Here is a 25030-nt window from a genome sequence, read left to right on the forward strand (position 1 = left end):
ATCCATGAGCGAGGAAGTAGCGTTCTCACCTGCCCGAGCCCAAGCCGCAGCCATTGCCGCCAAACAAGTCAGCAGTCGCGAGCTGGTGTTGGCCGCGATGGAACGCATCGATCGGGTCGACCGCGACATAAACGCCGTGGTTCGAACCGACCTCGACGCAGCCCTGGCCGCAGCGGCAGCCGCTGACGAGGCCGTCAGGGAGGGTCAGCCGCTCGGCCCGCTACACGGGGTGCCCATCACCCTGAAGGACTCGCTGCAGACAAAGGGCCTGATCACCACCTCGGGCGCACCCGAACTGGCAGAGTTCGTGCCCCAGATCGACGCCGACCCTGTGGCGCGCTACAAGGCGGCGGGCGCCATCGTGTTGGGCAAGACCAACCTTCCGATCTGGGCCGGCGACGTCCAGAGCTTCAACGACGTCTACGGCACGACATGTAATCCCTTCGACCTCGACCGGTCGCCGGGGGGTTCGTCCGGCGGCTCGGCCGCGGCTCTGGCCGCAGGTCTGACCCCCATCGAGATCGGATCCGACATCGGTGGCTCGATCCGCAACCCGGCCGGCATGTGCGGCGTCGTCGGGCACAAGCCGTCGTTTGGCCTCTGCAGCGCTCGCGGACAGATACCGGGAATGCCCGGCACGCTGACCCAGGCCGACATCGCCGTGGTGGGGCCCATGGCCCGCAACGTCGACGATGTCGAGTTGGGCCTGGATCTGTTGGCCGGCCCCGACGACTGGATGGGTAAGGCGTGGAAGGTCGAGTTGCCTCCGGCACGCACCACCGACCCGACCAAGCTGCGCGTCGGCGCCTGGCTCGACGACCCCGACTGCAGGGTGTCGACCAAGATCGTGGCCCTGCTAGAAGGCGCGGCATCGGCTTTGGAACAGATGGGGGCTGCAGTCGACACCGACGCCCGCCCAAACCTGACGTTCGCCAAGTCGTTGCGCACGTTCGACGAGCTGATCAGCGCAGCTCTGGCCGGGTCATGGAGCCTTGCCGAGCTCGAGCAGATGGCCGGCGCCACCGACGTCGAGGGCGGTCTCGGGGTCGTCCATGCAGCTCAGAGACATCGGTCTTGGCTGGGTTCCAACGAGCGCAGGCTGCAACTGCGGGCCCGGTGGCACGAGTTCTTCGCGGACCACGACGTGATGCTGATGCCCGTATCGCCGCGGGCGGCCATACTGCACGACCACTCGATGCCCATGTCGAAGCGCACCATCGAGGTCGATGGCCAACAGAGGCCCTACACCGACCAGATGGCGTGGATGGGAATTGTGGGCGTGGTCTACCTGCCCTCGACCGTGGTCCCCGTCGGACAGACCTCCGACGGGCTGCCGGTGGGCATACAGGTTGTCGGCCCATATCTCGAGGACCGAACCTGTCTGGCCGTGGCCCGGATGCTCGAGGAGGCCTTGGGCGGCTTCGTGCGCCCGCCGGGCCTGTGAGCAGCTAGCGACACCCCACGGGGCCGGGCCGGGTCAGATCAGCTTCAGACCCGGGTGGTATCGCCGCGTTGGCTGCATCTCTTCGTCGATCTTGCGAGCCATGTCGAAGAAGACCTTGGCCGCCTCGCTGTCGGGGTTGGTGACCGTGATGGGCGCACCGGTGTCGCTGCCCTCGCGCAGTTCGACGACCAGCGGAACCCGCCCGACAAGGGGCACGTCCAGGCGATCGGCGAGTTCCTTGCCACCGCCGGCCCCAAAGATCTCGTAGCGCTTGCCGTCGTCGCCGGTGAACCAGCTCATGTTCTCGATCACGCCCCGCACCGACAGGTTGACCTTCTCGGCCATGAAGGCTGCACGTTGGGCGACCTTTTGGGCCGCAGGCTGTGGTGTCGTCACCACGAACACCTCTGCCCGGGGCAGGAACTGCGAGATCGAAAGCGAGATGTCGCCGGTGCCGGGTGGCAGATCGATCAGCAGATAGTCGGGATCGTCCCAGAACACGTCGGTGAGGAACTGCTCGAGGGCCTTGTGAAGCATCGGACCTCGCCAGATGACGGCCTGGTCTTCGCCCGCGAAGAACCCCATCGAGATACACCTGACCCCGTTGGCCTCGACCGGCACGAGCATCTGGTCGATGACGACAGGCGGGTGCTGCACACCGAGCATCCGGGGAATGGAAAAGCCCCAGACGTCGGCGTCTATCAGAGCGGTCTTTTTGCCGGCAGACGCTAGCGCCACCGCCAGGTTGGTGGTGACCGACGATTTGCCTACGCCACCCTTGCCCGACGAGATCAGCAGGATTCGGGTCTTGCTGGCCGGGTCGCCGAAGGGGATCGCCCGACCCTCGGCGTGGCCGTGGCCGGTCTGGCTGCCTGCCGTGGAAGCGGGATCACCGATCAGCTGGGCTCGCAGCGCCTGCTGCTCGGCTTCGGAGAAAACGGCGAACTCGATGTCGATTCCATCGACACCTGCCGCCAATGCGGCCTGCTCGAGCCTTCGCTGGAGTTCGGGCCGATATGGGTGATCGTCTGCGGGCACCGCTACCAGGGCGTGGGCCCGGCTTCCGGCAACGGTGGCCGATCGGAGCATGCCCATCTGACCGACCGGACGATTGAGGAGCGGGTCCTCGACATCGGCCAGGGCACTTACAAGGTCGGCTTCGCTGACCGGCATCGGATCTCCTGTTGCGGGTGGCTGGACCATCGAACGGGCGATCTGGCTCGCCGCGCCCGTAGAATCTACTTCCGTGACGCCCGCTCCCAACCCTGCCGCAACGCAGTCGTCGGTCAATTCCGCCGATTCGCCGTTGACGCCCGACGAGTTCAACGCCGCCGTCACATCGATCACCTCGGCGTTCGGCGACCCCACGCGCCGCGACATCTACCTTCGGGTTCGCGACAGCGAGGGCGGGATGACCGCCAGCGAGGTCGCCGCCGCGGTCGATCTACACGCCAACGTGGCAAGGCACCATCTCGAGAAGCTCGTTTCGGCGGGTCACCTGCGCGTCGAGATGGGCAAGCCGGCATCTGGCGCCGGGCGTCCGTCCAAGCGCTACATCGCCGCCACCACCGAGATCCATCTGGCTTTCCCAGTCCGGCGAGACGACCTGCTTGGCACCCTGCTCGGCCGGGCATTGACGCGCCTGCCCCATCACGAGGCCGAAGGGTTGGCCGAAGAGGTCGGCGTCGAGTACGGGCTGGCCCTGGCCGAGTCGATCGAACCCGGCGATGCCCATCGATCTCTGCAGGCCGCGGTCGCCACTGTGGCCGACGCCTTGACATCACACGGTTTCATGGCTCGCGCCGAGGGGGCAGCAGGTCAGCTGCGCATCGTCTCAGAACACTGTCCCTTCGGACAGGCCGCCGTCGAGCATCCCGTACTGTGTGCCATCGACCGCGGCTTGGTCAGGGGCATGTTGGCCGGCCTACACGGCGAGCGAACCCCCCAAATCGAGCGTTCGGTACCCATGGGAGACACGGTCTGCACCACCACGGTGTGACGCCACTCAACGGAGACGCCCCTCCAGATCATGCTGGTTCACCTGATCAGACACGCACACGCCGGCTCCAGGACCGCCTGGAATCTTCCCGACGCCCAGCGGCCGCTCAGCGACAAGGGACTCTCCCAAGCTGTTGCTCTGTCAGAGCTCGATGTCGGTCAAGCGAACGTGCACTCGAGCCCCGCCATCAGGTGCACCCAGACCGTCGATCCGCTGGCCTCGAGGTTGGGCGTCGCGGTTCAGGTCGACAACCGACTGGCCGAAGGATCAGACCCCAGCAATGTCGTCGGGTGGATCTGCCAAGCACCAGACGACGGCCTGGTGTTGTGCTCGCACGGCGACATCTTGCCCGAGGTACTCAGGCTCCTGGCCCTGCGTGGAATGACCCTCGATGGTCCGCCGGCAGTACAGAAGGCATCGGTCTGGGTTTGCGACATACGAGACGGCCAGCCCCATCACGCGAGCTACATCCCTCCCCCACGGCTTTCGTGAGCACCTCACAGCAGGTGGTGCGACCGAATCAGGGCTGAGCGGGTGCCGACAACTCGTCGATCAGGCCTTCGACCACCGACCGCATCGCCTCTGGCGGGTTGCGTTCGAGCACTCCCTCGTAATAGCCGATCGCAGCCTCGGGGTCGTTTTCGACGTTCGCAGCAGCAAACCCTCGCCACATGTGAGCCTCGAACGTCAGAGGATCTTGGGCTATCGCGGCGTCGAGTAGCTCGATCGCCTGCTGCTGGATGTCGGGGTCGGGGACGCGGATCAGGATCTGGGCCTTGAACACCAGCGCGTCGAAGTTGTCCGGCTCGACGGCGAGGGCCTGGTCGAACGACTGAACAGCACCGACAACGTCACCCTGGCTCTGCAGCACCCGACCCTGCATCACCAGGGCATCGGGGTCGCCAGGCACCAGGGCCAGAGCCTCGCCAACTGCGGTTGCGGCCTCGTCGACTCTTCCCTGTCCAAGGGCTATCTCGGCCCGCCCCAGGAAATCTCGCGAGCTGAGAGCGATCTCTCCGGTGGCACCTCCCGAGCCGCGGTCGCCCGAGAACGAGGCGACGACGAACCCCAACGCGATGGCCGCCACGGCTACCACACAGACCACGATGACGTTCTTGGTGGTCGATCTGTCGTCGGCAGGTTTGGGCGCCGGATCGACATCGTCGATGCGTCGGATGATGCGTGCTGCACGGCGGGTCAGATCGTCCGAAAGAGCCGCATGGTCGGCTTCGTCGATCTCACCCCTGGCCAACTCGGCGTCGAGCCGATCGAGGGCGGCGAGTAGCTCGTTGCGCTGCTCGACCAGTCGGTCGAGCCGGCGAGAACGGCGCTCGTCGATCATCGCTTCGCCCTCACCTGGGCCACCAGGTCGCGATCTGCTTCGGTCGAGCGATGCGACGAGGTTGCGGCCCACCGTCTGAACGCAAGGGTCAGCACCGTTGCACCCACCGCCAGGGCCAGCACGGGCAGAACCCAGACCAGGGCGCCGACCCCTTCGCTGGGCGGTATCGCCGACAACCCTTGGCCGGGGAAGCTGGCCTCTATGGCCTGCCTGACCTGCTCGTCGGTGTCGCCTGCCGCGACTCGCTCGTCTATGAACGCACGTATCGATGCCGCGATGGGAGCGTTCGACTCGACAACGGTCTGGCCATCGCAGACCGGGCAGAGGGTGGTCGACTTGATGGCCAGCGCCCGATCGGAGTCCGAGACAGGACCCGAATCGGCCCGCGCCAAACCCACACCGATGACGGCGATCATCACCACCAACAACCCGACCCAGGCCTTGTTGCGAACGGAGGTGTTCATTGAGCCAGCGCCTCCAGTTCGGCGATTGCTGCATCGACGACATCGGCTGTGATCTCGCCGTTCCACTTGGCGACCACTACCCCAGCAGGCGAGACGAGGAACGACTCGGGTACCTGCAACACGACGAATCGTGCTGGCGCAGACTCCGCGTCGACCAGCACCGGCCAGTCACCGCCTCTGGCCTGGAAGAACGCGCGGGCGTTCTCGGCCGTGTCGCCCATGACCACGGACACGACCATGGCCGAACCATCGGAATGGCGCTCTGAGAACTCGACCAATTCGGGATGTTCGTTTTCGCAGGGGATGCACCAACTGGCGAAGAAGTTCAGCAGCACCCAGCGGCCTCGGGTCGCGTCGATGTCGAAGGTGGCGCCGTCGAGAGTCGTCGCCTCCAACTCCGGCACGAAACGCCCGATTAGCGGCGAGGCCGCTGACGCCGAGTCGTCGTCGTCTCGAGTGGCCAGCAAGGCGATGAGGCCGACGAGCAGCAACGCAATCACGACCGTGCCCACCTTGGCCCAAAGCGGTGAAGCGGGCGCGTCGGCATTGTCGGGCGTTGCGTCATCGGTCATGTCGAGGCCCCGACGGTTTCTGGGGTTCTGTCGTCGTCAGGAGGTGCTGAGCTGATCGGTTGGGCGATGGGTTCTGGTTTGCTGCGACGTCCGGCCGGGGTCAATGCGAGAGCGGTGCCGAGGGCCATCAACATGCCTCCGGTCCAGATCCATGTGATCAGCGGGCGCACGATCACCCTGATCAGCGCCGAGTCGCCGCTGTCGGAGACGTCCAGGACCACCAGATACACGTCGTCGCGCCAGCCCGTGTCGACGGAGGGCGTGCCCACCTTCATGCCGTAGTTGATGTAGTTGGTGAGGGCCGGGTGATGAACCTCGTTGTTGTTGACCCTTACGCTGACCTCGGTGACGGGGTTTCCGTTCTCGACCCGATCGACCCGGCCGAGCAGCTCGATTTGGTGGCCGGCGACCTCTGTCGACTCGCCAGGGGTCAGGCGGGCCTCTACCTCGTGGCTGTGCGCCTGACTGGCGACGAAACCCAGCGCCAGCACCGCAAGACCGATATGGGCGACCATGCCTCCGCTGGAGCGTCCGGTCAGGCCGGCTATGCCGCGCCTTCGTACCGCTGTGATCAGCTGGCGACCGGCCGAGCCGAGGACCATGCCCGAGAACAGGTAGGCAAACATCTCGGCGACCGAGTCCGCTCCCGCCGCCACAGCGATGATCAGGGTCGCGACGCCGGCAACTGCAGGCCAAAACGCACGCTCGCTGAGCAGCTCTGGGTCGGTCGAGCGCCATGGCAACATCGGCGAGATGGCCATCAGGAACAACAGGACCAGACCGATGGGCGCCGTGAGCCGATCGAAATAGGGTGAACCGACCGAGATCTGGTCGTCGTTCAGGGCCTCGACCAGCAGTGGGAACAGTGTTCCCAGCAGCACCACGAAGGCAAAGGCGCCGAACAAGAGGTTGTTGCCCAGGAAGCTTCCCTCCCGCGACAGCGGCGACTCGATGGCCCCGGCCGAGCGCAGGATGTCGATGCGCCAGAAGATCAGGGCCACAGATACCAGGACGGTCGCCGCGAACAGGCCCAACAGCAGGGGGCCAATCTCGGACTCGGAGAACTCGTGGACAGAGTCGAGGACGCCCGAGCGCGTAACGAAGGTTCCGAGAATGGTGAGGGCAAAGGTCGAGACGATCAGCGACAGGTTCCAGACCCGCAGCATGCCCCGTCGTTCTTGAACCACCACCGAGTGGATGAACGCTGTAGCCGTGAGCCACGGCACGAACGACACGTTCTCGACCGGATCCCAAGCCCAATAGCCACCCCAGCCGAGAACCTCATAGCTCCACCAGGCGCCGAGCACGATGCCGAGGCTCAGGAAGCCCCATGCCGCAACCGTCCACACCCGGGTCTCTATCAGCCAGCCCTCGCCGAGGCGCCCGGTGGCGAGCGCACCGATGGCGAAGGCGAACGGCACGGTGAATCCGACATAACCGAGGTACAGCATGATCGGATGGATCGCCATCAGTGGATGGTTCTGGAGCAGCGGGTTGGGGCCTCGGCCATCCAGCGGAGGGTTCGACAGGGTGTCGAACGGGCTGGCCGGCCCAGCCAGCAGGAAGAAGAAGAATGCAGCGACAATGAACAGCGTCAACATCGCGAAGCCGAGGAGCCGGTCGTCGAGGCGCTTGGAGAACCACCAGGCGACCGCCGAGATGTAGAGGCAGAGCACGAACACCCAAAGGATCAACGAGCCTTCGAGCGAAGCCCACATTGCCGCGATCTTGTAGAGCAGCGGAAGGGCCAGGGTGCTGTTGTCGGCGACGTAGGCCATGGAGAAGTCGTTGGTCAGCAGCGAGTACTCCATGACGGCGACCGCACCCGAAGCCGAGAGCAGCGTCCAGATCGACCACTTGCCGCTCATCGAGATGAGGTCGCGTCGGTTGGTGGCCAGGCCGATGCCGGTGACCAGAGCTGCAAGGAGCGCCGACACCAGGCCGAAGATCACGAAGAGGGGTCCGAGCGTGCCCGCCACGTCAGGTGCCCGATCCGAAGCCGCACTCGGCGAAATAGTCCGCCGGAACGACCACCTCGACCCGATCGGAGTTCTCGGCCGCGTACTCATTGGTGTGCTTGACGATCATGCGATCGCTCACGAAGAGGTGATCGTCGGAGCCCGACACCAGTGTCACGTCACCAACCTCCCAGTTGCCCTCGAGCACCACCGGGATCCATGGCGTGTCGAACAGCTCGGGCGGGTCGCCGATGTGGCTGACCTCGGCCACAGCGCACTCGTGCTCGATCTGGAACGTCACCGAACTGCCACTGAACTGCACGGTGTCTGGGATCACCCGTCCCTGCAGCCGAAAGCGACGATCGCCCAACTCGGTGCGGTCGGCGATGGCCTCGTCCACGTTGCGGAAGAACAGGGTTGCGTCGCGCAGGAACTGCAAGACGAGGAACCCCAGTACGACCACCACGACCACGCCGATGACCGCGACCCACTTGCGCTGCCCCTTGCGAAGCTCGCGACGCACGGCCTCGGCGTCGTCGAGCTCGGTTCGGGGTGTGAGGTCGAGGTCGGCTTCGCCTCCAGCCGACATCAGTGCTCCTCTTCTGAGAGTTCTCGCTGCGGGTTGGTGGAGGTGAGCCCGAGCTCACGCCCGAGTCGCCGTCCCTTGCCGATGACGAACGCCCCATAGGCCAGGACGGTTCCGAACACCAGCACATAACCCGAGAGAATCATGCCGAGGTGGTCCATGTCAGCCCACCCCCGCCTCGGCGCGTCGTGCAGCGATGGCCAGCTCGAGGCCCTCTTCGTCGCGAATCTCCTCTAGGCGAATCACCCGGTATCGATGAACCACCAGCCACGCCCCTGCAACGATGAACGCAACCGAGGCAAAACCCAAGATCGCGAACATGTCGCCCGTGATCTGGGCGTCGTCGACGCCGAGACTCGCCTCCTGGTGCAGTGTGCGCCACCAGTCGACCGAGAAATGGACCAATGGAAGGTTGACACTCGAAACCAGCGCAGCGATGGCCGCGCGCTTCGACCGCACCGCGGGTTCGGTTGGCAGCCGGCGCAACGCCAGATAGCCCAGGAACGACACGAACATCATCGCGGTCATCGTCAAGCGAGCGTCCCACTGCCAGTAGACACCCCAAGTGATGCGGCCCCACATGGCACCCGTGGCCAGGGCCAGTGCGGTGAACACCACGCCCACCTCTGCCGATGCACCAGCGATGCGGTCGAGGTGACGGCCCTTGTCGGGTCGTGACTTGGCTTTCCACAAGAACCAGGCGCTGGCCGTGGCGCATGCAATGAAGCATCCGTAGGCCACCCATATGACGGGAACGTGCAAGTACAAGAACCGAACCGCGTCGCCCTGCACCACGTCGCGAGGCGATACGAACAGCCCCAGGACGGCGGTGATGGCCAGTGAAGCCAACGCGAGCCAGCCGAGCACAGAGGTGCCGACAGAAGAGGTCACGGGCAACGGCTCTGAGCCGAACCGCGAAGGCGGGTGGGTTTTGGTCGCGTCGCTCACGCTCAACTGTCCTCCAGCAACGGGCCGAAGGCAAGCGTACCCACGGCCAGGTATACCCCCCACATCACCCCCAACAATCCGACCCAGTTCCAGCCCGACTGCGTCGACACATCGAGCGCACGCTCGAAAGCCCGCGTTCCGGCCAGCAGAATCGGGGCGACGACAGGGATCAACAGCAAGGGCAGCAGGGTTTCCCTGACCCGAACGCCCAACGACATCGCCCCGTAAATGGACCCAACGGCGGCGAACCCGCCCGTGCCGGCCACCGCCGCTGCCAACAGCAACAACGGCTCGGCGACGTGGGCGTCGAAGAACACCACTGCACCGGCGAACAGGATCATCTGGAGCACCAGCAGCTGCACTCCCACCGCCAGGGTCTTGCCCAAGAACATGGCCGATGGGGCGATGCCAGACAGTCGAAGAGCGTCGGTGATGCCATCTGCGGCCTCGATGGTGAACGATCGCTGCACGGTCAAGACGCCCGAGAAGAGAACGCCCACCCAGATCAGGCCGGGCGCACCGCGGCTCAGCAGGCTCTGGTTGGCATCGAACGCGAACGCGAACACGACCAGGGTCAACAGACCCAGCGGCGCGACCTGATTGAGCGTGACGCGCGACCTCCACTCGATGAGCAGATCCTTGCGGGCGATCATCCAAACTGCGCTGATCATCGTGGCCCGATCATGGTTGGGACCCCTCGATTCGACCGCCCGCAAACTCGAGCACACGGTCGGCAACGGCCTCGGCACGGTCGAGTTCGTGGCTGGCGAACACCACGGTGGCGCCGGCGTTGGCGGCGTCGCGAAGCAGGGCATCAAGTCGGTCACGGCCTTCGTGATCCAGCCCGGCGTGTGGCTCGTCGAGCAACCACAGGCGTGGTCGCCTGGCGACTATGACGGCCAGGGCGGTGCGGCGGCGCTGACCTGCCGACAGGCGCTGAACCTCGACATCGAATAGGCGCCCCGACAGCCCGACGCGCTCGGCGGCCGCGAATGCATCGGCGGCCGAGACGCCGATCGTGGAGGCCCAGAATCGAAGGTTGTCGGCGACCGTGAGTTCGTCGTAGAGGTGGGTGCGATGCCCCAGCAGTCCGACATGGCGCCGTATCAGGCGCCGGTCGGCGCCGAGATCGTGACCGAGCACCTGGGCCAGGCCAGACGAAATCGAGTTGAGGCCCGCGCATGTGCGCAAGAAGGTTGTCTTGCCAACGCCGTTGGGCCCGCGCAGCAAGACGACCTCACCCTCGTCGACGGTCGCCGAGGCGCCGGCGAGCGCTGGAAAGCGGCCTAGCAGCACCACGACGTCGCGGAAGTCGATTACCGGCGCCATCGTCGGGGCATCGTAGTGTGCCGCCGCGTACATCGGGCACGAGCTGTGCCCTTCTCGCTCATTGGGTACGAGCGATGCCCAATCGCTCATTGGGAACGGAATACTGTCCGATGGGAACCGAGTTAACGACGTGAGGCACTGACGCGCCCGACAGGAGACCAGGTGAACTGGAGCCGGATCATCGGCAACATAGGCCGGACGCTCATCGGTTCGGGCACGCTGATCCTGCTGTTCGTCGCCTACCAGTTGTGGGGTACGGCGATTCAGGAACGGCGGGCCCAGGGCGAGCTATCGGCCGAGTTCGACGAGGCCCTCGCCCAGACGTTGGGCGAAGGAGCCGACGACGTGCGCCTCGACGACGACCCGCTGCCGTCTTCACTCGAACCCGAAGCGGTGACCCCAGCCGCTTCGGTCGGCGCCGCTAGCGACGAACGCATCCGCACCGGCAATCTGGGCACGACCGACGTAATCGACCTGTCGGGGCTGCCCGGATCGGTGGTCTCAGCCGACTTCGGCCCACCACCACCTCCGGCCGAGAACGGCGAAGCGGTGGCTGAGATTCGGATCCCCAGGCTCGGCCTGACGAAGTGGGTCGTCGAGGGCGTCGGCACCGAAGACCTGAAGAAGGGCCCTGGGCACTACCCCGGAACACCCCTGCCCGGCCAGGCGGGCAACGCGGCCATCGCAGGCCACCGCACGACCTATGGTGCGCCGTTCGAGGACCTCGATCAACTCGAGGAGAACGATCTGATCTATGTGACCACCCTGCAGGGGTCGTTCGTGTATCGGGTCACCGAGACCATCATCGTGGCACCCAAAGACGTCTATGTCCTCGACCCCAGCGATGACAATCGGCTCACCCTCACCACGTGCCATCCCAAGTTGACCGCGCGTCAGCGGATGATCGTGGTGGCTGAGCTTCTGGGTGACCCTGCACCGTCCGATCCCGAGCAGCTGCTGGATTCGGGAGAACAGGTCGCTGCGTTGCCAAGCGAGGGTGACGGCCCACAGACGGTGCCTACGACGATCGTGGTAGACGACCCGTCTCAGCTCGCCGACCTCATCCCCGGGGACGAACAGCCCGAGGCTCCGTTTCCGACCACGGTGCCCGCTCCGCAGACCGATTCGTCGACCCAGACGGCCAGCTTCGATTCGATCGACTCGGCCGGCCATGGGCTCAGCGGCAGCGGTGACGCCTTGTGGCCTGCGATATTCCTTGGGCTGCTGACGGCTTTCATCGGCTTCGCAGTCTGGATGGCCTCACGTCACTTCGGGGTCTGGCAGTCCTATGTCGTGGGCACGCCGATCTTCTTGATCGCACTGTTCTACTTCTTCGAGAACTTCTCGCTTCTGTTGCCGGCCAACTACTGATCGGCAGGCTTGCGATAGCCATCACAACTGCGATCTCACCCCACCGCTGCGGTCTGCGGTACGGTTTTCGCTCGTGTGGATCCTGATAGTTGCCTTGCCGGTCGGGTTGATCGCGGGCCTCCTCTGGGGGCGAGATCTCTCGGGCGTACGCGACCTCAGGGTGCGGTTCTGGGGCCTCTTGCTGCCGGCTACAGCCCTGGGGATAGTCATGTGGTTCGATCGCGAGCCACCGTTCGAGGCTCTGATACTGCCGCTTAGCCTGGTGCTGTTCGGCGTCGTCGCTGGCGCAAATCTGAACCTGGTCGGCATGTCGGTGGTGTTGGTGGGAATCGCCGCCAACCTCATTCCGATCATGGCCAATGGGGCCATGCCCGTGCGCGAATCGGCAGTCATCGATGCCGGCATCGCCGACGCAGACTCGATCGCCTTCGTCGAACTGGGTGCAGGCAGGCGCTTCGAACAGCCTGGCGACATGTTGATGCCCCTCGGTGCCATCGTGCCCGCGGGGCCCCTCGACGAGGTGCTGACATTCGGAGACCTCATCGCCGCCCTCGGGCTGGTCAACGTCGGGCTTCGCATCGGACGCCCCCGACGGCAGCACGAACACGTGGCCGACCCCAACGCCGAGACCTTCGTAGACCTGCGCGACCCGGCTCCGCCCTCGGCCTCGACAGACGACGAGGACCTTCCGGACTTCGTCAGGTTGGGTGCGGCGAGCGTGCACCCCCTCGACGACATGCCCACAGAGGTGAAGGGATCGGCATACTGGAACCCGTGAGAACGGGCGTACACAGCCGATGAACACCACCGACCCGGTTCTTCGCCGTCGCGCCCAGATAGCCAGGCTCGTCTCGATAGGCCAGCGACTTGGTTATGGCCTGTTCCTGTTCGCCCTGGTGCTGTTCGTAATCGGCTTCATCGCCGGCTTCGAGGGCCCCGTGACAGCGGCCATCACTGCCTGCCTGGTCGCCGGATCGATCATCTTGGCACCCGCGATCATCTTCGGCTACGCCGTGAAGGCGGCCGAACGGGCCGACCTCGGCCTTCCAGACGGGCACTGACATGGCCCGAATGCCCGCGGCCGAACGCCGCCGCCAGCTGCTCGACGAGGCCGTCCACGTCTTTTCCGAAGTGGGCTATCACGGGGCGTCGATGAACGACATCGCTCTGGCCGCCGGTGTCACCAAGCCGGTGATCTACCAGCACTTCGAATCGAAGCTCGAGCTGTACCTCGAGTTGCTCGACGACATCGCCAGACGCCTCAGCTCGACCATCAGTGAGGCCGTCGGTTCGGCGAGGTCTGGGCGCGACCAGATCCGCGAAGGCCTGCTCGCGTACTTCAGCTTCGTCCAGGAGCATCGCAACGAGTTCCGGGTGCTGTTCGGCAGCCGGGCCCAGGCAACCGGCGAATTCGGGTCGGCGCTGCGCGACGCCGAGCGCTCGATCACCGAGTCGGTCGGCGATCTGGCAGAAGCATCAGAGGCCGGGCCGCTCCCGCGGCGAACCGCCACGGCAATCGTGTCGATGGCCGAAGGTGCGTGCCGTCACTGGCTGGCTCACGAGCCCGAAGTCAGCGCCGAGACCCTCGCCGACGACCTCGCCGACTTGTTGTGGAACGGCATCAGCCGGAGCTAGTACCGGGCTGCCGACCGGTTCCACAGAACGGTCGCGGCCACGCCGCGAAACGGCCGCCAACGCTCGGCCACCGCTGCCACAACGGCCTGAGAGGGCCTGCCTTGACCGATCAGCCGGCCCACGGCGTCGCGCAACACCAGGTCCGAGCTGGGAAACGCATCCAGATCTCGGGCAACTCGTAGACACACCATCTCTGCGGTCCACGGCCCAACCCCCCTGACCGCCATCAGTTGGCTGCGCAGTTCGTCTGGCTCGCCGTCCAGCCCTATCTCGCCTGAGGCCACGCCACCCGCCAGATCGATGATGGTCTGTGCCCGCGACGAGGGCATTCCGAGACCAGAAAGGTCGGCCTCCGCCAGCTGTTCTGGTGAAGGGAACAACCTCTGCAGTCCCAGGACACCGACGCCGGCGACCGGTCGGCCACACGACTCGGCCACCCGGCCCGCCAGTGTCGACCCACCCACGACACTGACCTGTTGGCCAACGACGATGCGCACGGCTGTCTCGAAACGATCCCAACAACCCGGCACCAGGGGAGCTGTGGAGCCGACCAGCTCCCCCAGCAGTTCGTCGTCGGCCAGCGCCGATCTCGCTTCGTCGAGGTCCAGGTCGAAGCCGAACAGTCGACGTGTCCTCTCGACCAGCGACACCAGACCCGAGTAGCTGGGCAGGTGAACCACCGCGGCGACCTGGCGTGCCTCCTGATCGGATGCGTCTATCTCGAGCACTCCGGGATGACCGAAGTGCTCGAAGGTCCTCGCATAGCTGAACCCCTCGGTGTGCTCGACGCCCGGCACACAGCGCGGTTGTAGGTGGCCGATCACGTCCCGGACGCTCGATGGGTCCATGCCCAACATCAGCGGGAACCCGCCGTCGACATCTCCCCTGGCGCCCTTCTGGCCGCCCCTCAATCTGGATGGGGCAAAGCCGAACACCTCGGTCACCACGCGGGACAACTGGCGGGCCGAAGAGAACCCGGAGGCCGCTGCTATGTCGGCTAGCGCCAGGTCTGTGTCGTCGAGAAGTTTGCGCGCGAAGTGGGCTCGCTGCGACCTGCCAACGGCGTCGGGCGTGGCCCCGACATGCTCGAGGAACAGTCGCCTGAGGTGGCGAGCGCTGTACCCGACGAACGCGGCCAGATCGCTCTCGGTGTGCGTGTCGAGATACCCGTGGGCGACCAGGTCTACCGCGCGACGCACGGGATAGGGGGCGTCGGCCCCGACAGATTCGCCTGGTTCCAGGTCCGGACGGCAACGCAGGCAGGCGCGATAGCCGGCCGCCTCGGCTGCAACCTGAGATCGATACGGCACGGTGTTGACCTGGTGTGGCCGCGCCGGGCAGCCGGCACGGCAGTAGATGCCCGTGGTTCGCACCGCCGTGACCTTGACCATGAGCCCTCCTGCCCCATCTCGAATTGCCGACCCGAACAGCATCTCAAGACTCGGCCGCATCCATCAGGACAAATTCGGACATGGTTGCGTCTCGGGTCGGCCTATGTCCGAATGTGTCCTGCGGATGGTGAAGCGACTGACCAGACTCGGCCCGTGCAACACTCGCGACCGGAGACGAACATGACCCGCAACACCCGAGATCACGACGAACCAGGGAGCGCCGCAGTGCCGACACCTCTGGGCGACCTGACGGTCGTAGCTTCTGCATCTGGCATCTGCGCCATCTTGTGGCCAAACGACGACCCCAAGCGCGTCAGGCTGCAGTATGTGGACGGCACCAGCCAAGCCCAAGCAGCCCATGTCGAGGCGGCACGCTCCCAGCTACTCGACTTCTTCGATCGCAGGTTGACCGAGTTCGACCTGGCCCTGGACATGCGCGGCACCGACTTCCAACGGGCTGTCTGGGGCGCGTTGAAGGGCGTCGGCTACGGCCGCACCAGCACATATGCCTCCATCGCCGACGCCATAGGTAAACCCGGCTCGGCGCGAGCGGTCGGTGCGGCCGTTGGGCGCAATCCTGTGTCGATCGTCGTGCCATGCCACCGGATTGTGGGATCGAACGGATCGCTGACGGGTTTCGCCGGAGGGCTCGACGCCAAACGGTTCCTGCTGGCGTTGGAGGCGAAGTACCACCAGCCGAACCTGGCTTGAGCCACACTTCTGATCATGTCCAACCCGACCGAAACAACCTCGTTCGACCTCTCCGAGATCACCCCTCGAGATGCGTACAAGCTCACCACCGGGCTGGTGGTGCCACGGCCGATCGGCTGGATCGGGTCTGTATCGGCCAGCGGCGTGGCCAATCTCGCGCCCTACTCGTTCTTCAATCTGCTGGCGGGCGACCCGCCCCACGTCGGATTCTCGGCGGGGACCGGCCGCAAGGACTCGCTGGCAAACGTGCGCGAGGTTCCCGAGTTCACGGTCAACATCGTCACCATCGAGACCGTCGAGGCCATGAACGCCTCGTCGGCATCGCTCGCACACGACGAAGACGAGTTCGATCACGTCGGCCTGACAAAGGCGGCATCTACGAAGGTCGCGGCGCCGCGGGTTGCCGAAGCGACGGCTTCGATGGAGTGCAGGGTCACCGACATCATTCACATCGGTCGGGCCGATGGCGGCAACCACCTGGTAATCGGCGAGATCGTGATGATCCACGTGGCCAACAGGGTGCTCGACGGCACTCGCATCGATGCGGCGGGCCTGGCCGCCGTGGGCCGTCACGCCGGCACGTGGTACTCGTCGTCGACCGACCTGTTCTCGCTGCCCAGACCCGACTGACGCGCCGACGATGGCCTTCGCCTCTGGCAGTTCTGCGCCCAAAATGACAGAGTCAGGTCATGACAGGTACCGAGACGCTCAAACCAGGCATCGCAGTAGGCATCGATGGCTCTGCAGGTTCGATCGCCGCACTCAAGTGGGCAGTTTCAACCGATCCGTCGTGGGGTCCGGTGACCCCGATAGCGGTATGGCAGCTTCCCTGGTGGGAGGTGGCGCTCGCCGGCTCGACGGCACCCGTTGCATACGTCAGGCGAGAGCACGGTATCGACGACGTTCTCGACCGGATCGTCAACGACGACTCTTTGTCGCCCGAGCAGCGCGATCGCATCGCCGGACGGCTCGTGCTGGAGGGCCGAACGGTCCCGACCCTGCTAGAGGCCTCGGCAGGACACTCGATGCTGGTGGTTGGCACGCGCGAGCGCGGCGCCGTGGCCGACACCATCCTGGGATCGGTGTCGATCGATTGCGCCAGCAAGACCGATATCCCACTGGCGGTGGTTCCTCACGATGGTGGTGATGCTTCGGGACCAGTCGTGGTGGGTATCGACGGCAGCGACAATTCTGTCGCCGCACTGCGCTGGGCATTGCAGCACACTGCCGCCGACGTTCCCGTGGTCGCTCTGGGCGCCTGGTCGTTCGTCGTGCACGGCGCCTGGCAGGAACTGCCCGTGGTCGACGACCGCACCCAGGTGGAAACCAAACAAGCGGTAGAGGCCGTCGTTGCCCAGGTCACCGAAGAACTGGGAACAGACGGAGCGCGGATCTCGATCGAGATCGACAGGGCCGATCCCCGCAGCGCGCTGCACAGCGCGGGCGAATCGGCGCGGATGCTGGTCGTTGGCGCCCGCGGCCTGACCGGATGGCAACACCTGGTGATCGGCTCGGTCACGACGGCCCTGTTGCATCAGCCGGTGTGCCCAACCATCGTCGTACCGGCCGGCTGAAAGGCCGCCGTCAGTCGAGCGTGACCAATCCGTAGTGTCCGTCGTAGCGACGGTAGAGGACCTGGCCGCGGCCGTCGCCCGGATCTCGGTGGAATACCCGATCGGCACCGGTCGAGTCGAGGAACTCGCGGGCCTCCTCCAGCCCGAGTGTCGGTGCGACCGCCTCGCTCATCTCGACGGTTGGGGGCATCGGGCCGCCCCCGTACTGGTCGGGGTCGATGACGCGCAGCAGATAGCCGCTGGACGTGCGTTCGAGCACGCAGTCGCACCCGGCCTCGATACTGCTGAACAGATAGAACGAATGGTCTAGTTGCTCGATGTCGAACAAGGCTTCCTCGATGGTCATCGATCCATCCGAGAACGACTTGCTGCGAACGATCTCGCGATAGTCGCTGGGCAGATCGACGAACTCGGGCCGATCATTTTCTGAGGCCAGCATCGCCGCCGAAACCGATCCCTGCGACCGGTCGTGCTGGTGGCGCAGACGATCCTCGTGCCGTTCCAACCGGCGCTTCAGCCGATCGACCAGCAGATCTACCGCCTCGTCGACGGTCGAGGCCGCCACGTGGGCTCTGACCGGCTTGCGTTTGGTGGTGAGGGTTGCTTCGGCCAGCACCGGGCGGCTTCGGCCGGCCCGACCGTCGGCCACGAGTCTCAACTCGACGTGATGGATGGCCTCGCGACAGCGGTCGGCCACCGCCGTCACCTTCTCGATCGCCTTGTGCAGTGACGGTTCACTGACGCCCCCCCGGTGGGAGATCTCGAACCTGGTGTCGGCATCGGTCGACATGGAACCTCCGATATCGCCGTCGGTTGTCTGGAGTATCGACCCAAGCGACGGTCTGGGCAAGCTTCGACCCGTTCAAGGGGGCCGAAACGGCGGAATTCGGGACTTAGGGCCTAGTATCTCGACGCATGGACAGACCCGACGGGCCTATTCGCGTGTTCCTGCTGGACGACCACGAGGTCGTGCGCATGGGTATCGCCGCGCTCATCGAGGCCGAAGACGACCTCACCGTTACCGGACAAGCCGATTCGGCAGCGACCGCCATGGCCGCGGTGGCCCAAGCGCGTCCCGACGTGGCCGTGCTGGACGTTCGCCTGGGCGACGGCAACGGCATCGAGGTATGCCGAGAGATCCGATCCACCCATCCCGACGTCGCCTGCCTGATCCTGACGTCGTTCTCGTCAGATCAGGCCATCGTCGATGCGGCAATGGCCGGCGCGGTCGGCTTCGTGGTCAAACAGGTCAAGGGCAACGACATCATCGAAGCCATCCGCAAGGTGGCCACCGGCGCCAAGTTGCTCGACGAGGCCGAGGCTCGGCTGGCGCTCAGGCGCATCAACGAGTCCGAGTTCGGCGACGTCAATCGGCTCACCCCGCAAGAGCGACGGATCTTCGACCTAATCGGCGACGGCCACACCAACCGCGAGATCGCAGACGAGATGTTTCTGGCCGAAAAGACGGTCAAGAACTACGTGTCGAACCTCTTGACGAAACTGGGCATGTCGCGGCGCACCGAGGTCGCGGCGCTGGCCGCCCGTCTCGACGAGCGCGATCACCACAACGACTGACAAGCGGGTCGCTGGTTCTCCCGAACCCACCGAAGGACCCTTGCCGGCCGAGAGTGGCCACCCGATGCTGAACTCGTGGTGGCACAACTCCACGGGGTCAGCCAATGATCGCGCTGTGGGCGTCGGCGGTCGTCGTCGGACTGGCTCTCGCCGTGTTCGCCAGTCACCAGACCCTCGACTCGGCCCGCTCTCTGGCGGAACGGCTGGGACTGTCGACGTTCGTCATCGGCCTCACGGTGGTGGCGATAGGTACCGACCTACCCGAGATCGCCAACGGGATCATGGCTTCGGCTACCGGCCATGGTGACATCGTCACGGGCGACGCCCTCGGGTCGGCGGTGACCCAGGTGACCCTGATCATGGCGATCCTTTGCTTGATCAGGCCCTTGGTAGCCGATCGAGGACTAGTCGCCGCCAGCGGTTTGGTCACCGTGCTGGCCCTGCTCGTGGCTGCCGCCTTGACGGCTGACTCGCAGTTGAGCCGGACCGACGGCGCGGTCCTGGTGGCCTTCTGGTCGGCCGGCGCCCTGGCGATACACCGCACTGGATATGTCCACACATCCAGGCAACAGAAGCTGTTCGGCCGCGGGACCTGGACGGACCTGCGTGGCCTGGTCGTTGGCCTGGCGGGCGTGGGCGCAGGCGCGACGCTGGCTGTGACCGGTTTCGCCGAGGTCGCCGATCGCCTCGGTTTGCCCGAGTTCGCCATCAGCTTCTTGCTGCTGTCGCTGGGAACGTCTCTGCCAGAGCTCGTCGTCGATGCTGCGGCCATCCGTCAGGGGCAGACGTCGCTGGCGCTTGGTGACCTGATCGGGTCTTCTTTCGTCGATGCCAGCCTGGCGCTGGGGATCGGCCCTTTGCTGTTCCCCATCTCGGTGTCGGGTTCGGCGTCGAGTGCGGCGCTGGTTTCGGCGCTGGCGGTGGCGGCCGCAGTCGCGATCTTGATGGCCAGGCGCAAGCATGCGAAGGGCACGGCGGCGATGCTGGCGACGGTGTACGCCGCTTCGTATCTGGCAATACTGGCGTGACCGAACCGGGACCTTTGGCCCTTTGTAGTCGGCGCTCCAGAAACCACGATTGACCTGCAACCCGGGGAGGGCACAAATGCGACACATTGTCGTGGGTATCGATGGTTCGGCTGCCTCCAGGGCAGCCTTCAGAGAGGCTATGGCCGAAGCCCAGTTCCGCGAGGCCACACTGGTGGCGTTCCACGCTGTTCCCATTCCGGTGACGACGGGCGTCGAGTACGTCTCGATCGACCTCGAGACCGTCCAGCAGGGAGGCGAATCGTTCCTCGAGAACGAACTGGCAGCGCTGGCCGGCGAGTACGGGGGCGAGTTCCCGGTTCCGGTCCACGGCGAGGTACGCCTGGGCCACTGTGGTGTGCAGTTGATCAACGCGGCAGAAGAACACCCCGACGGGCCCGCCGAGCTGGTCGTTCTGGGCAGCCGTGGTCTGGGCGGATTCCGCGGCTTGCTGCTGGGGTCGGTTACGACCTACGCGGTCCACCACCTCAAGACCATGCTGCTGATCGTGCCGGCCCCAGACGAACACGAGGGCGGTTGATGACTTCGATCGACTCCGAGGTAGGGCCGTTCGTAGCCGATGCCTCCTGTGTCGCGGGGCCGCGGGCAACCTTGCGCGAGGTCGCAAGAGCGATAGCCGGCTCAGATCAGACGTTATGCCTGGTCATCGATGACGGCGACGTCGCGGGCGTGCTGTCGGAGGGCGACATCGTGCGGGCTCTGGCTGAAGGGGCCGATCTCGATCAGGTGTGGGCGGCCGATGTGATGACTACGGCTCTGGTCACGATCTCGGCCCGCTCGTCGCTGCGCGAGGCGGTCGACACCATGTTGGCGGCACAGACGCACCAGGTCCTGGTGCTCGACGACGACGTCGTACCCGGCCTGCTCAGCCTCACCGACACCGTCGAGGCTTTGACGGCAGCTCGCGAATGGTCGCGCTGAGGAACACCCGGAAGTCGAAGTGTCGCAGCACCAGCCCTACGCAGCCATAGCAGAGACCCATATCTCGGTCGTCAGCATGGTGGGCGATCGCGCCTACAAGTTCCTCAAACCGATACAGACAGCCTTTCTCGACCACTCCACCGTCGAATCCAGGCGCGATGCTCAGCAACTCGAACTGGAGCTGAACCGCAGGATGGCGCCCGACGTGTATCTCGGCGTCGCCGAGGTGGTCGAGAATGGCACCCCCGCCGACTATGTCCTGGTCATGCGTCGCATGCCCGCCGATCGCCGGCTCGCAGGCCTGTTGGGCACGACCGAATCCAGCGATGCCCTTCGTTCGGTGGCCAAGGAGATCGCCAGGTTCCACGCCTCGCTCGAGCCCAGCGAGGCCGCCGCGTCGTGCTCGGGCCCCGATGCCGAGTGGACCCGGTGGGCGAACAACCTGGCCGAGATGCGCGGTGAGATGGTCGATCGCGGCCTGTTTGGCGATGACGAACTGGGCCGCATCGAAACGATGGCCAAGAGCTACATCGACGGCCGACACCAACTGTTCGCCCGCCGCATCGAGCGCGGCATGGCTCGCGATGGCCACGGAGACCTGATGGCCGAGGACATCTTCGTTCTCGAAGACGGACCACGAATCCTCGATTGCCTCGCATTCGACGAGACGCTGCGATTGGGCGACGTACTTGCCGATATCGCATTCCTGGTCATGGATGTCGAGAGGCTGGCCGGCCCCGAGTCGGCGGCCAGACTGCTGCGCTTCTATCAAGAGTTCTCCGCCGAGAGGCACCCCGCGTCTCTGGCACACCACTACGTGGCATACCGGGCACTGGTCCGCGCGAAGATCTGGGCCCTTCGCTACCTGCAGACGGGCGACGTCGAGCACCGACGATCGGCAAGAGAACATCTGGGCCAGTGCCTCAGCCACCTGGGCCGAGCCAGACCTCGGATGATCCTGGTGGGTGGCGGACCCGGCAGCGGCAAGTCGACCCTGGCCGAGGCGATCGGCGCTGCGATGGGTTGGACCGTCCTCAACACCGACGAGGTTCGCAAGGACATCGCAGGCATCGGCCACAGCAACAGGGCTACGGCGGACGCCGAACGGGGCATCTACACGCCAGAATCGACCGAGATGACATACCGCGAACTGGTCGGCGAGGCCTCGACACTGCTGGCCAACGGGGAAAGCGTCGTGCTCGACGCGTCGTGGTCGGTGGATGCCCACCGCGAGATCGCAAGGCGAGCGGCTGCCGACGCGGGCGCACGTGTCATCGAGATCGAGTGCAGGCTGCCCGCCTCCATCGCCAAGGAACGCATAGCCCGGCGGCTGGCCTCACCGTGGACGGTCAGCGATGCAACTCCCGAGATCGTCGACCACATGGCGTCCAAACGAGAGCCGTGGGACGAGGCGCACCCCGTCGACACCACCAGCTCGAAATCGGAAAGCCGCGACCACGCACTGCGCTACATCGTCACCGAAGCAAACGAGGTTGCGACAAGGTGAACGAGAGAGCGGCAGACCACAGCCAGGAGCTATGGCAAGGAGTGTTGGCCACGGCGGTCGATCCGATCGTGCTGATCGACGAGGCCGGCATCATCCTGCAAGCCAACGCGGCCACGGCGAAGGTGCTGGGTCACGACCCCGAATTCCTGAAGGGCCAGAACGTCTCGGTTCTGATGCCCGAGCCCTATCGCTCGCGCCACGACGACTACATAGGCCGGTATCTGACCACCCACGAAGCCCGCATCATCGGCATCGGCCGCGAGGTCGAGGCGCTGCACGCAGACGGTCGACTCATTCCGGTCGCTCTGGCAGTGAGCGCCACCGAGACGCCCATGGGGCGCTTGTTCACCGGAATAGTTCACGACCTGACCGAGCGCAAGCGCATCGAGCAGATGCTGCGCGACTCCAACGACACTCTCGAACACCGCGTTCAGCAGCGAACGGCCGAGCTGGAGGCCTCTATGGCCGAGCTGGCGCGCTCGAACCGCGACCTCGAACAGTTCGCCTACATCGCGTCCCACGACCTGCAGGGGCCCCTGCGCAACGTCAGGCAGGGCCTCGAGTTGCTCGACGAGCACCTCCGCGAAATAGCCGGAGACATATTCGACGACGAGGCAGACACGCTCAGGCACCACGTGCTCGACAGCGTCGAACGAATGGACGAACTGATCAAGGGACTGTTGTCCTACTCGAGGGTCGAACGAACGGGGGCGTCGGTCGATACTCGCGTCGATCTCGCGAGCCTGGTCGACGACGTGATCGACGAGCTGACCTTCCAGACCGAAGGAATCTCGATCCAGGTTTCGCCCATGCCCTACGTATCGGGCGATCGTGTACAGCTGCGCCAGGTTCTGTCGAACCTGATCCAGAACGCGATCAAGTACAGGTCAGAGGAACGACCCCTCGAGATAAAGGTCGCTGCGATGCCCGAGGGCGGCAGCTGGCGCATCTCGGTTACCGACAACGGCATCGGGGTTCCTCCAGATCAACAACCCAAGGTGTTCGACCTGTTTCGCCGTGGCCATGTCGGCTACCCGGGCACAGGGCTCGGGCTGGCGATCTGCCAACGCATCGTCGAGCGACACGGCGGCACCATCCAGGTGAACTCGGACGGCATCAACGGCTCGCAGTTCTCCTTCACTTTGAAAGGAGCGCGCCCATGACGTCTGGGTCCATTCGGATGCTCGTGGTCGACGACAACCCCCTAGACATCCGTGCGCTGATACGCGCCGCGAAGCGGCTGGGTCTCGGCCACGAGTTCCAGGTGGCCACGAACGGCGATGAGGCCATCGACCTGCTGAGGGAGTGGGCCGACGAGCAGAAGTTGCCGGACATGATGCTGTTCGACCTGCACCTGCCCGGAGTCGACGGCCTCGACCTGCTGGTGCACCGGTCCAGCGTGCCCGCACTGCGCGAGATCCCCACCGTGGTGCTGACCACGTCGTCGGACGACACCGACATCCGTTCGGTATACGAGGCCGGCGCCAGCGCATTCATAACCAAACCAGCCGATCTCGACGGCTGGTTGGATGTCATAGCGAAGATCGACGATTTCTGGTTCAAGACCGCCACACTGCCTCCTAGATGAACGGGCTGGCAGACCTGCGCGTCCTCCTGGTAGAGGACAACGAGATCGACGCGCGCTCACTCAACCGCATACTCGAGCGCGACAACTCGACGCGCTTTCACGTCGAGAGGGCCTGCGATTTGGCCGAGGCGCTGCAGGCGCTGGACGAGGGTGCCTACGACTGCGTGCTGCTAGATCTGTCACTCCCGGACTCCGACGGGCTCGACTCGATCGACCGTGTCGTCGCCGCGTCGCCGGCTTGCCCAATTGTCGTCCTGACCGGATACGACGACCCCGCAGTTGCCGTACAGGCGGTCGATCACGGCGCCCAGGACTACCTGTTCAAACAAAGGGTCGACACCGAAACGGCTGCCCGTTCGATTCGTTATGCGGTCGCCCGATATCACGCCGAACGGCAACTGTCGACGGCCCGGGCCCGGCTTCGCGTCATGGACGATCGCGACCGCATTGCCCGCGACCTCCACGACACCGTGATCCAGCAGCTGTTCGCCACGGGCATGACACTTCAGGCCGCCCTGGGCCGCATAGACGAACCGGCGCTGGCCGAAACCGTGTCTCGCTGCGTCGACGACATCGACGCGGCGATCAGCCAGTTGCGATCGGCGATATTCGACTTGCACCAGCCGACCGACCAACTGGCCGACACCCTCACCGAGATCGCCGGCGCCGCCAGGGCCAGCTTGGGCTTCATGCCCGGGGTCGTCATCGAGCGTGCTGACAATGCGCCCAAGGTGCCTCCCGCGATACAGCGCGACATGGCGGCCACCGTGCGCGAGGCGCTGGCCAACGTTGCTCACCACGCCGAGGCCGATTCGGCGACAGTCACCCTCGAGATCACCGCCGATTTCATCCATCTGGCGATCGCAGACGACGGCAGAGGCGCTCTGGCGACCGAGGAACACCAGGACGAGTTTCGCGGCAACGGCTTGCTGAACATGGAGCGACGGGCACAGACCCACGGAGGGTCTTTCGAATTCGACACTTCCGCGTCGGGCACGACGGTTCGCTGGACGGTTCCCACCGAGACCCCCGCCGACGACGCCTCGAGGCACAACACCTAGGCAGGCGT

General features: G+C 65.4%; 30 protein-coding genes. 18 read left to right on the forward strand and 12 right to left on the reverse strand.

Annotated elements, in window-relative coordinates; genetic code table 11:
- Positions 1-4 precede the first annotated feature (4 nt).
- Positions 5-1444 carry an amidase gene (locus R2770_16250; GenBank protein MEZ5282011.1) on the forward strand — a complete coding sequence of 480 codons (1440 nt, stop codon included), beginning with the start codon at positions 5-7 and terminating at the stop codon, positions 1442-1444.
- 33 nt (positions 1445-1477) lie between these two features.
- Here the strand turns inward: R2770_16250 and R2770_16255 are convergent, their stop codons facing one another.
- Entirely contained in the window at positions 1478-2617 is a 1140-nt protein-coding gene (locus R2770_16255) for an Mrp/NBP35 family ATP-binding protein (protein ID MEZ5282012.1), read from the reverse strand.
- A gap of 73 nt (positions 2618-2690) precedes the next feature.
- Here R2770_16255 and R2770_16260 point away from each other — a divergent pair, with 73 nt between their 5' ends.
- Both R2770_16260 and R2770_16265 read left to right on the forward strand, forming a co-directional pair.
- A complete protein-coding gene (locus R2770_16260) occupies positions 2691-3443 on the forward strand; it encodes a helix-turn-helix domain-containing protein (GenBank protein ID MEZ5282013.1) in 753 nt (250 codons plus the stop codon).
- 30 nt (positions 3444-3473) lie between these two features.
- Positions 3474-3935 carry a histidine phosphatase family protein gene (locus R2770_16265; GenBank protein ID MEZ5282014.1) on the forward strand — a complete coding sequence of 154 codons (462 nt, stop codon included), beginning with the start codon at positions 3474-3476 and terminating at the stop codon, positions 3933-3935.
- Between the two features lie 28 nt (positions 3936-3963).
- Here R2770_16265 and R2770_16270 read toward each other — a convergent pair whose 3' ends face one another.
- The 9 genes from R2770_16270 to ccmA are packed head-to-tail and all read right to left on the reverse strand — an operon-like array spanning position 3964 to position 10642.
- Positions 3964-4785 (reverse strand): tetratricopeptide repeat protein, encoded by an 822-nt coding sequence (locus R2770_16270; protein ID MEZ5282015.1) that lies wholly within the window; start codon positions 4783-4785, stop codon positions 3964-3966.
- Positions 4782-5249, reverse strand: coding sequence for a cytochrome c-type biogenesis protein CcmH (locus R2770_16275; protein ID MEZ5282016.1), 468 nt, complete (start codon positions 5247-5249; stop codon positions 4782-4784). Before R2770_16275 ends, R2770_16270 begins: the two co-directional genes overlap by 4 nt.
- Entirely contained in the window at positions 5246-5821 is a 576-nt protein-coding gene (locus R2770_16280; GenBank protein ID MEZ5282017.1) for a TlpA disulfide reductase family protein, read from the reverse strand. Before R2770_16280 ends, R2770_16275 begins: the two co-directional genes overlap by 4 nt.
- The gene (locus R2770_16285) at positions 5818-7758 is read right to left on the reverse strand and encodes a heme lyase CcmF/NrfE family subunit (GenBank protein ID MEZ5282018.1); all 1941 of its coding nucleotides are present in this window, start codon (positions 7756-7758) and stop codon (positions 5818-5820) included. The genes R2770_16280 and R2770_16285 overlap by 4 nt, the downstream gene beginning before the upstream one ends.
- Before the next feature lie 43 nt (positions 7759-7801).
- A complete protein-coding gene (locus R2770_16290; protein ID MEZ5282019.1) occupies positions 7802-8368 on the reverse strand; it encodes a cytochrome c maturation protein CcmE in 567 nt (188 codons plus the stop codon).
- Positions 8368-8526 carry a hypothetical protein gene (locus R2770_16295; protein ID MEZ5282020.1) on the reverse strand — a complete coding sequence of 53 codons (159 nt, stop codon included), beginning with the start codon at positions 8524-8526 and terminating at the stop codon, positions 8368-8370. Before R2770_16295 ends, R2770_16290 begins: the two co-directional genes overlap by 1 nt.
- Position 8527: 1 nt before the next feature.
- Positions 8528-9256 carry a cytochrome c biogenesis protein CcsA gene (ccsA, locus tag R2770_16300; GenBank protein MEZ5282021.1) on the reverse strand — a complete coding sequence of 243 codons (729 nt, stop codon included), beginning with the start codon at positions 9254-9256 and terminating at the stop codon, positions 8528-8530.
- A gap of 59 nt (positions 9257-9315) precedes the next feature.
- Positions 9316-9984 (reverse strand): heme exporter protein CcmB, encoded by a 669-nt coding sequence (locus R2770_16305; GenBank protein MEZ5282022.1) that lies wholly within the window; start codon positions 9982-9984, stop codon positions 9316-9318.
- Between the two features lie 10 nt (positions 9985-9994).
- Complete coding sequence (gene ccmA, locus R2770_16310; protein MEZ5282023.1) at positions 9995-10642, reverse strand: heme ABC exporter ATP-binding protein CcmA; 648 nt, start codon at positions 10640-10642, stop codon at positions 9995-9997.
- A gap of 162 nt (positions 10643-10804) precedes the next feature.
- On the opposite strand from ccmA, the gene R2770_16315 reads away from it, so the two are divergent.
- From R2770_16315 to R2770_16330, 4 genes are all read left to right on the forward strand, one after another.
- A complete protein-coding gene (locus tag R2770_16315; protein MEZ5282024.1) occupies positions 10805-12013 on the forward strand; it encodes a sortase in 1209 nt (402 codons plus the stop codon).
- A 73-nt stretch (positions 12014-12086) separates the two neighbouring features.
- Positions 12087-12791 carry a DUF5317 family protein gene (locus R2770_16320; protein ID MEZ5282025.1) on the forward strand — a complete coding sequence of 235 codons (705 nt, stop codon included), beginning with the start codon at positions 12087-12089 and terminating at the stop codon, positions 12789-12791.
- A gap of 19 nt (positions 12792-12810) precedes the next feature.
- Positions 12811-13074: a hypothetical protein gene (locus R2770_16325; protein MEZ5282026.1), complete on the forward strand. Its 264-nt coding sequence runs from the start codon at positions 12811-12813 to the stop codon at positions 13072-13074.
- A gap of 1 nt (position 13075) precedes the next feature.
- Complete coding sequence (locus R2770_16330) at positions 13076-13648, forward strand: TetR/AcrR family transcriptional regulator (protein MEZ5282027.1); 573 nt, start codon at positions 13076-13078, stop codon at positions 13646-13648.
- Here R2770_16330 and R2770_16335 read toward each other — a convergent pair.
- A complete protein-coding gene (locus R2770_16335) occupies positions 13645-15039 on the reverse strand; it encodes a helix-turn-helix domain-containing protein (GenBank protein ID MEZ5282028.1) in 1395 nt (464 codons plus the stop codon). The two genes, R2770_16330 and R2770_16335, sit on opposite strands and share 4 nt — an antisense overlap.
- Before the next feature lie 180 nt (positions 15040-15219).
- Between R2770_16335 and R2770_16340 the strand changes: the two genes are divergently transcribed.
- The 3 genes from R2770_16340 to R2770_16350 are packed head-to-tail and all read left to right on the forward strand — an operon-like array spanning position 15220 to position 17324.
- Entirely contained in the window at positions 15220-15750 is a 531-nt protein-coding gene (locus R2770_16340) for a methylated-DNA--[protein]-cysteine S-methyltransferase (protein MEZ5282029.1), read from the forward strand.
- Between the two features lie 15 nt (positions 15751-15765).
- Entirely contained in the window at positions 15766-16380 is a 615-nt protein-coding gene (locus R2770_16345; GenBank protein MEZ5282030.1) for a flavin reductase family protein, read from the forward strand.
- Positions 16381-16439: 59 nt separating this feature from the next.
- On the forward strand, positions 16440-17324 hold the full coding sequence (locus R2770_16350) for a universal stress protein (GenBank protein ID MEZ5282031.1): 885 nt from the start codon (positions 16440-16442) through the stop codon (positions 17322-17324).
- A 10-nt stretch (positions 17325-17334) separates the two neighbouring features.
- Here R2770_16350 and R2770_16355 read toward each other — a convergent pair whose 3' ends face one another.
- The gene (locus R2770_16355; GenBank protein ID MEZ5282032.1) at positions 17335-18114 is read right to left on the reverse strand and encodes an HPF/RaiA family ribosome-associated protein; all 780 of its coding nucleotides are present in this window, start codon (positions 18112-18114) and stop codon (positions 17335-17337) included.
- Positions 18115-18239: 125 nt separating this feature from the next.
- On the opposite strand from R2770_16355, the gene R2770_16360 reads away from it, so the two are divergent.
- The 8 genes from R2770_16360 (at position 18240) to R2770_16395 (ending at position 25022) form a co-directional block, all read left to right on the forward strand.
- Positions 18240-18899, forward strand: coding sequence for a response regulator transcription factor (locus tag R2770_16360; GenBank protein ID MEZ5282033.1), 660 nt, complete (start codon positions 18240-18242; stop codon positions 18897-18899).
- Positions 18900-19003: 104 nt separating this feature from the next.
- On the forward strand, positions 19004-19927 hold the full coding sequence (locus tag R2770_16365) for a hypothetical protein (protein ID MEZ5282034.1): 924 nt from the start codon (positions 19004-19006) through the stop codon (positions 19925-19927).
- Between the two features lie 76 nt (positions 19928-20003).
- Positions 20004-20465 (forward strand): universal stress protein, encoded by a 462-nt coding sequence (locus tag R2770_16370; GenBank protein MEZ5282035.1) that lies wholly within the window; start codon positions 20004-20006, stop codon positions 20463-20465.
- Positions 20465-20866, forward strand: a complete 402-nt coding sequence (locus R2770_16375) for a CBS domain-containing protein (GenBank protein MEZ5282036.1) — start codon at positions 20465-20467, stop codon at positions 20864-20866. Before R2770_16370 ends, R2770_16375 begins: the two co-directional genes overlap by 1 nt.
- Before the next feature lie 19 nt (positions 20867-20885).
- Positions 20886-22373 (forward strand): AAA family ATPase, encoded by a 1488-nt coding sequence (locus R2770_16380; GenBank protein ID MEZ5282037.1) that lies wholly within the window; start codon positions 20886-20888, stop codon positions 22371-22373.
- Positions 22370-23536, forward strand: coding sequence for an ATP-binding protein (locus R2770_16385; protein MEZ5282038.1), 1167 nt, complete (start codon positions 22370-22372; stop codon positions 23534-23536). Before R2770_16380 ends, R2770_16385 begins: the two co-directional genes overlap by 4 nt.
- Positions 23533-23961 (forward strand): response regulator, encoded by a 429-nt coding sequence (locus R2770_16390; protein MEZ5282039.1) that lies wholly within the window; start codon positions 23533-23535, stop codon positions 23959-23961. Before R2770_16385 ends, R2770_16390 begins: the two co-directional genes overlap by 4 nt.
- Entirely contained in the window at positions 23958-25022 is a 1065-nt protein-coding gene (locus tag R2770_16395) for a response regulator (protein ID MEZ5282040.1), read from the forward strand. The genes R2770_16390 and R2770_16395 overlap by 4 nt, the downstream gene beginning before the upstream one ends.
- Positions 25023-25030 lie beyond the last annotated feature (8 nt).

The sequence above is a fragment of the Acidimicrobiales bacterium genome (genome assembly GCA_041394185.1).
Classification (GTDB): Bacteria; Actinomycetota; Acidimicrobiia; order Acidimicrobiales; family Poriferisodalaceae; genus JAAETH01.

Coding starts and splice junctions, on each gene's coding strand:
- R2770_16250 (MEZ5282011.1), top strand. CDS start 5: ATGAGCGAGGAAGTAGCGTTCTCACCTGCCCGAGCCCAAGCCGCAGCC.
- R2770_16255 (MEZ5282012.1), bottom strand. CDS start 2,617: ATGCCGGTCAGCGAAGCCGACCTTGTAAGTGCCCTGGCCGATGTCGAG.
- R2770_16265 (MEZ5282014.1), top strand. CDS start 3,474: ATGCTGGTTCACCTGATCAGACACGCACACGCCGGCTCCAGGACCGCC.
- R2770_16270 (MEZ5282015.1), bottom strand. CDS start 4,785: ATGATCGACGAGCGCCGTTCTCGCCGGCTCGACCGACTGGTCGAGCAG.
- R2770_16275 (MEZ5282016.1), bottom strand. CDS start 5,249: ATGAACACCTCCGTTCGCAACAAGGCCTGGGTCGGGTTGTTGGTGGTG.
- R2770_16280 (MEZ5282017.1), bottom strand. CDS start 5,821: ATGACCGATGACGCAACGCCCGACAATGCCGACGCGCCCGCTTCACCG.
- R2770_16290 (MEZ5282019.1), bottom strand. CDS start 8,368: ATGTCGGCTGGAGGCGAAGCCGACCTCGACCTCACACCCCGAACCGAG.
- R2770_16295 (MEZ5282020.1), bottom strand. CDS start 8,526: ATGGACCACCTCGGCATGATTCTCTCGGGTTATGTGCTGGTGTTCGGA.
- R2770_16305 (MEZ5282022.1), bottom strand. CDS start 9,984: ATGATCAGCGCAGTTTGGATGATCGCCCGCAAGGATCTGCTCATCGAG.
- ccmA (MEZ5282023.1), bottom strand. CDS start 10,642: ATGGCGCCGGTAATCGACTTCCGCGACGTCGTGGTGCTGCTAGGCCGC.
- R2770_16325 (MEZ5282026.1), top strand. CDS start 12,811: ATGAACACCACCGACCCGGTTCTTCGCCGTCGCGCCCAGATAGCCAGG.
- R2770_16330 (MEZ5282027.1), top strand. CDS start 13,076: ATGGCCCGAATGCCCGCGGCCGAACGCCGCCGCCAGCTGCTCGACGAG.
- R2770_16335 (MEZ5282028.1), bottom strand. CDS start 15,039: ATGGTCAAGGTCACGGCGGTGCGAACCACGGGCATCTACTGCCGTGCC.
- R2770_16340 (MEZ5282029.1), top strand. CDS start 15,220: ATGACCCGCAACACCCGAGATCACGACGAACCAGGGAGCGCCGCAGTG.
- R2770_16345 (MEZ5282030.1), top strand. CDS start 15,766: ATGTCCAACCCGACCGAAACAACCTCGTTCGACCTCTCCGAGATCACC.
- R2770_16350 (MEZ5282031.1), top strand. CDS start 16,440: ATGACAGGTACCGAGACGCTCAAACCAGGCATCGCAGTAGGCATCGAT.
- R2770_16355 (MEZ5282032.1), bottom strand. CDS start 18,114: ATGTCGACCGATGCCGACACCAGGTTCGAGATCTCCCACCGGGGGGGC.
- R2770_16360 (MEZ5282033.1), top strand. CDS start 18,240: ATGGACAGACCCGACGGGCCTATTCGCGTGTTCCTGCTGGACGACCAC.
- R2770_16365 (MEZ5282034.1), top strand. CDS start 19,004: ATGATCGCGCTGTGGGCGTCGGCGGTCGTCGTCGGACTGGCTCTCGCC.
- R2770_16370 (MEZ5282035.1), top strand. CDS start 20,004: ATGCGACACATTGTCGTGGGTATCGATGGTTCGGCTGCCTCCAGGGCA.
- R2770_16375 (MEZ5282036.1), top strand. CDS start 20,465: ATGACTTCGATCGACTCCGAGGTAGGGCCGTTCGTAGCCGATGCCTCC.
- R2770_16390 (MEZ5282039.1), top strand. CDS start 23,533: ATGACGTCTGGGTCCATTCGGATGCTCGTGGTCGACGACAACCCCCTA.
- R2770_16395 (MEZ5282040.1), top strand. CDS start 23,958: ATGAACGGGCTGGCAGACCTGCGCGTCCTCCTGGTAGAGGACAACGAG.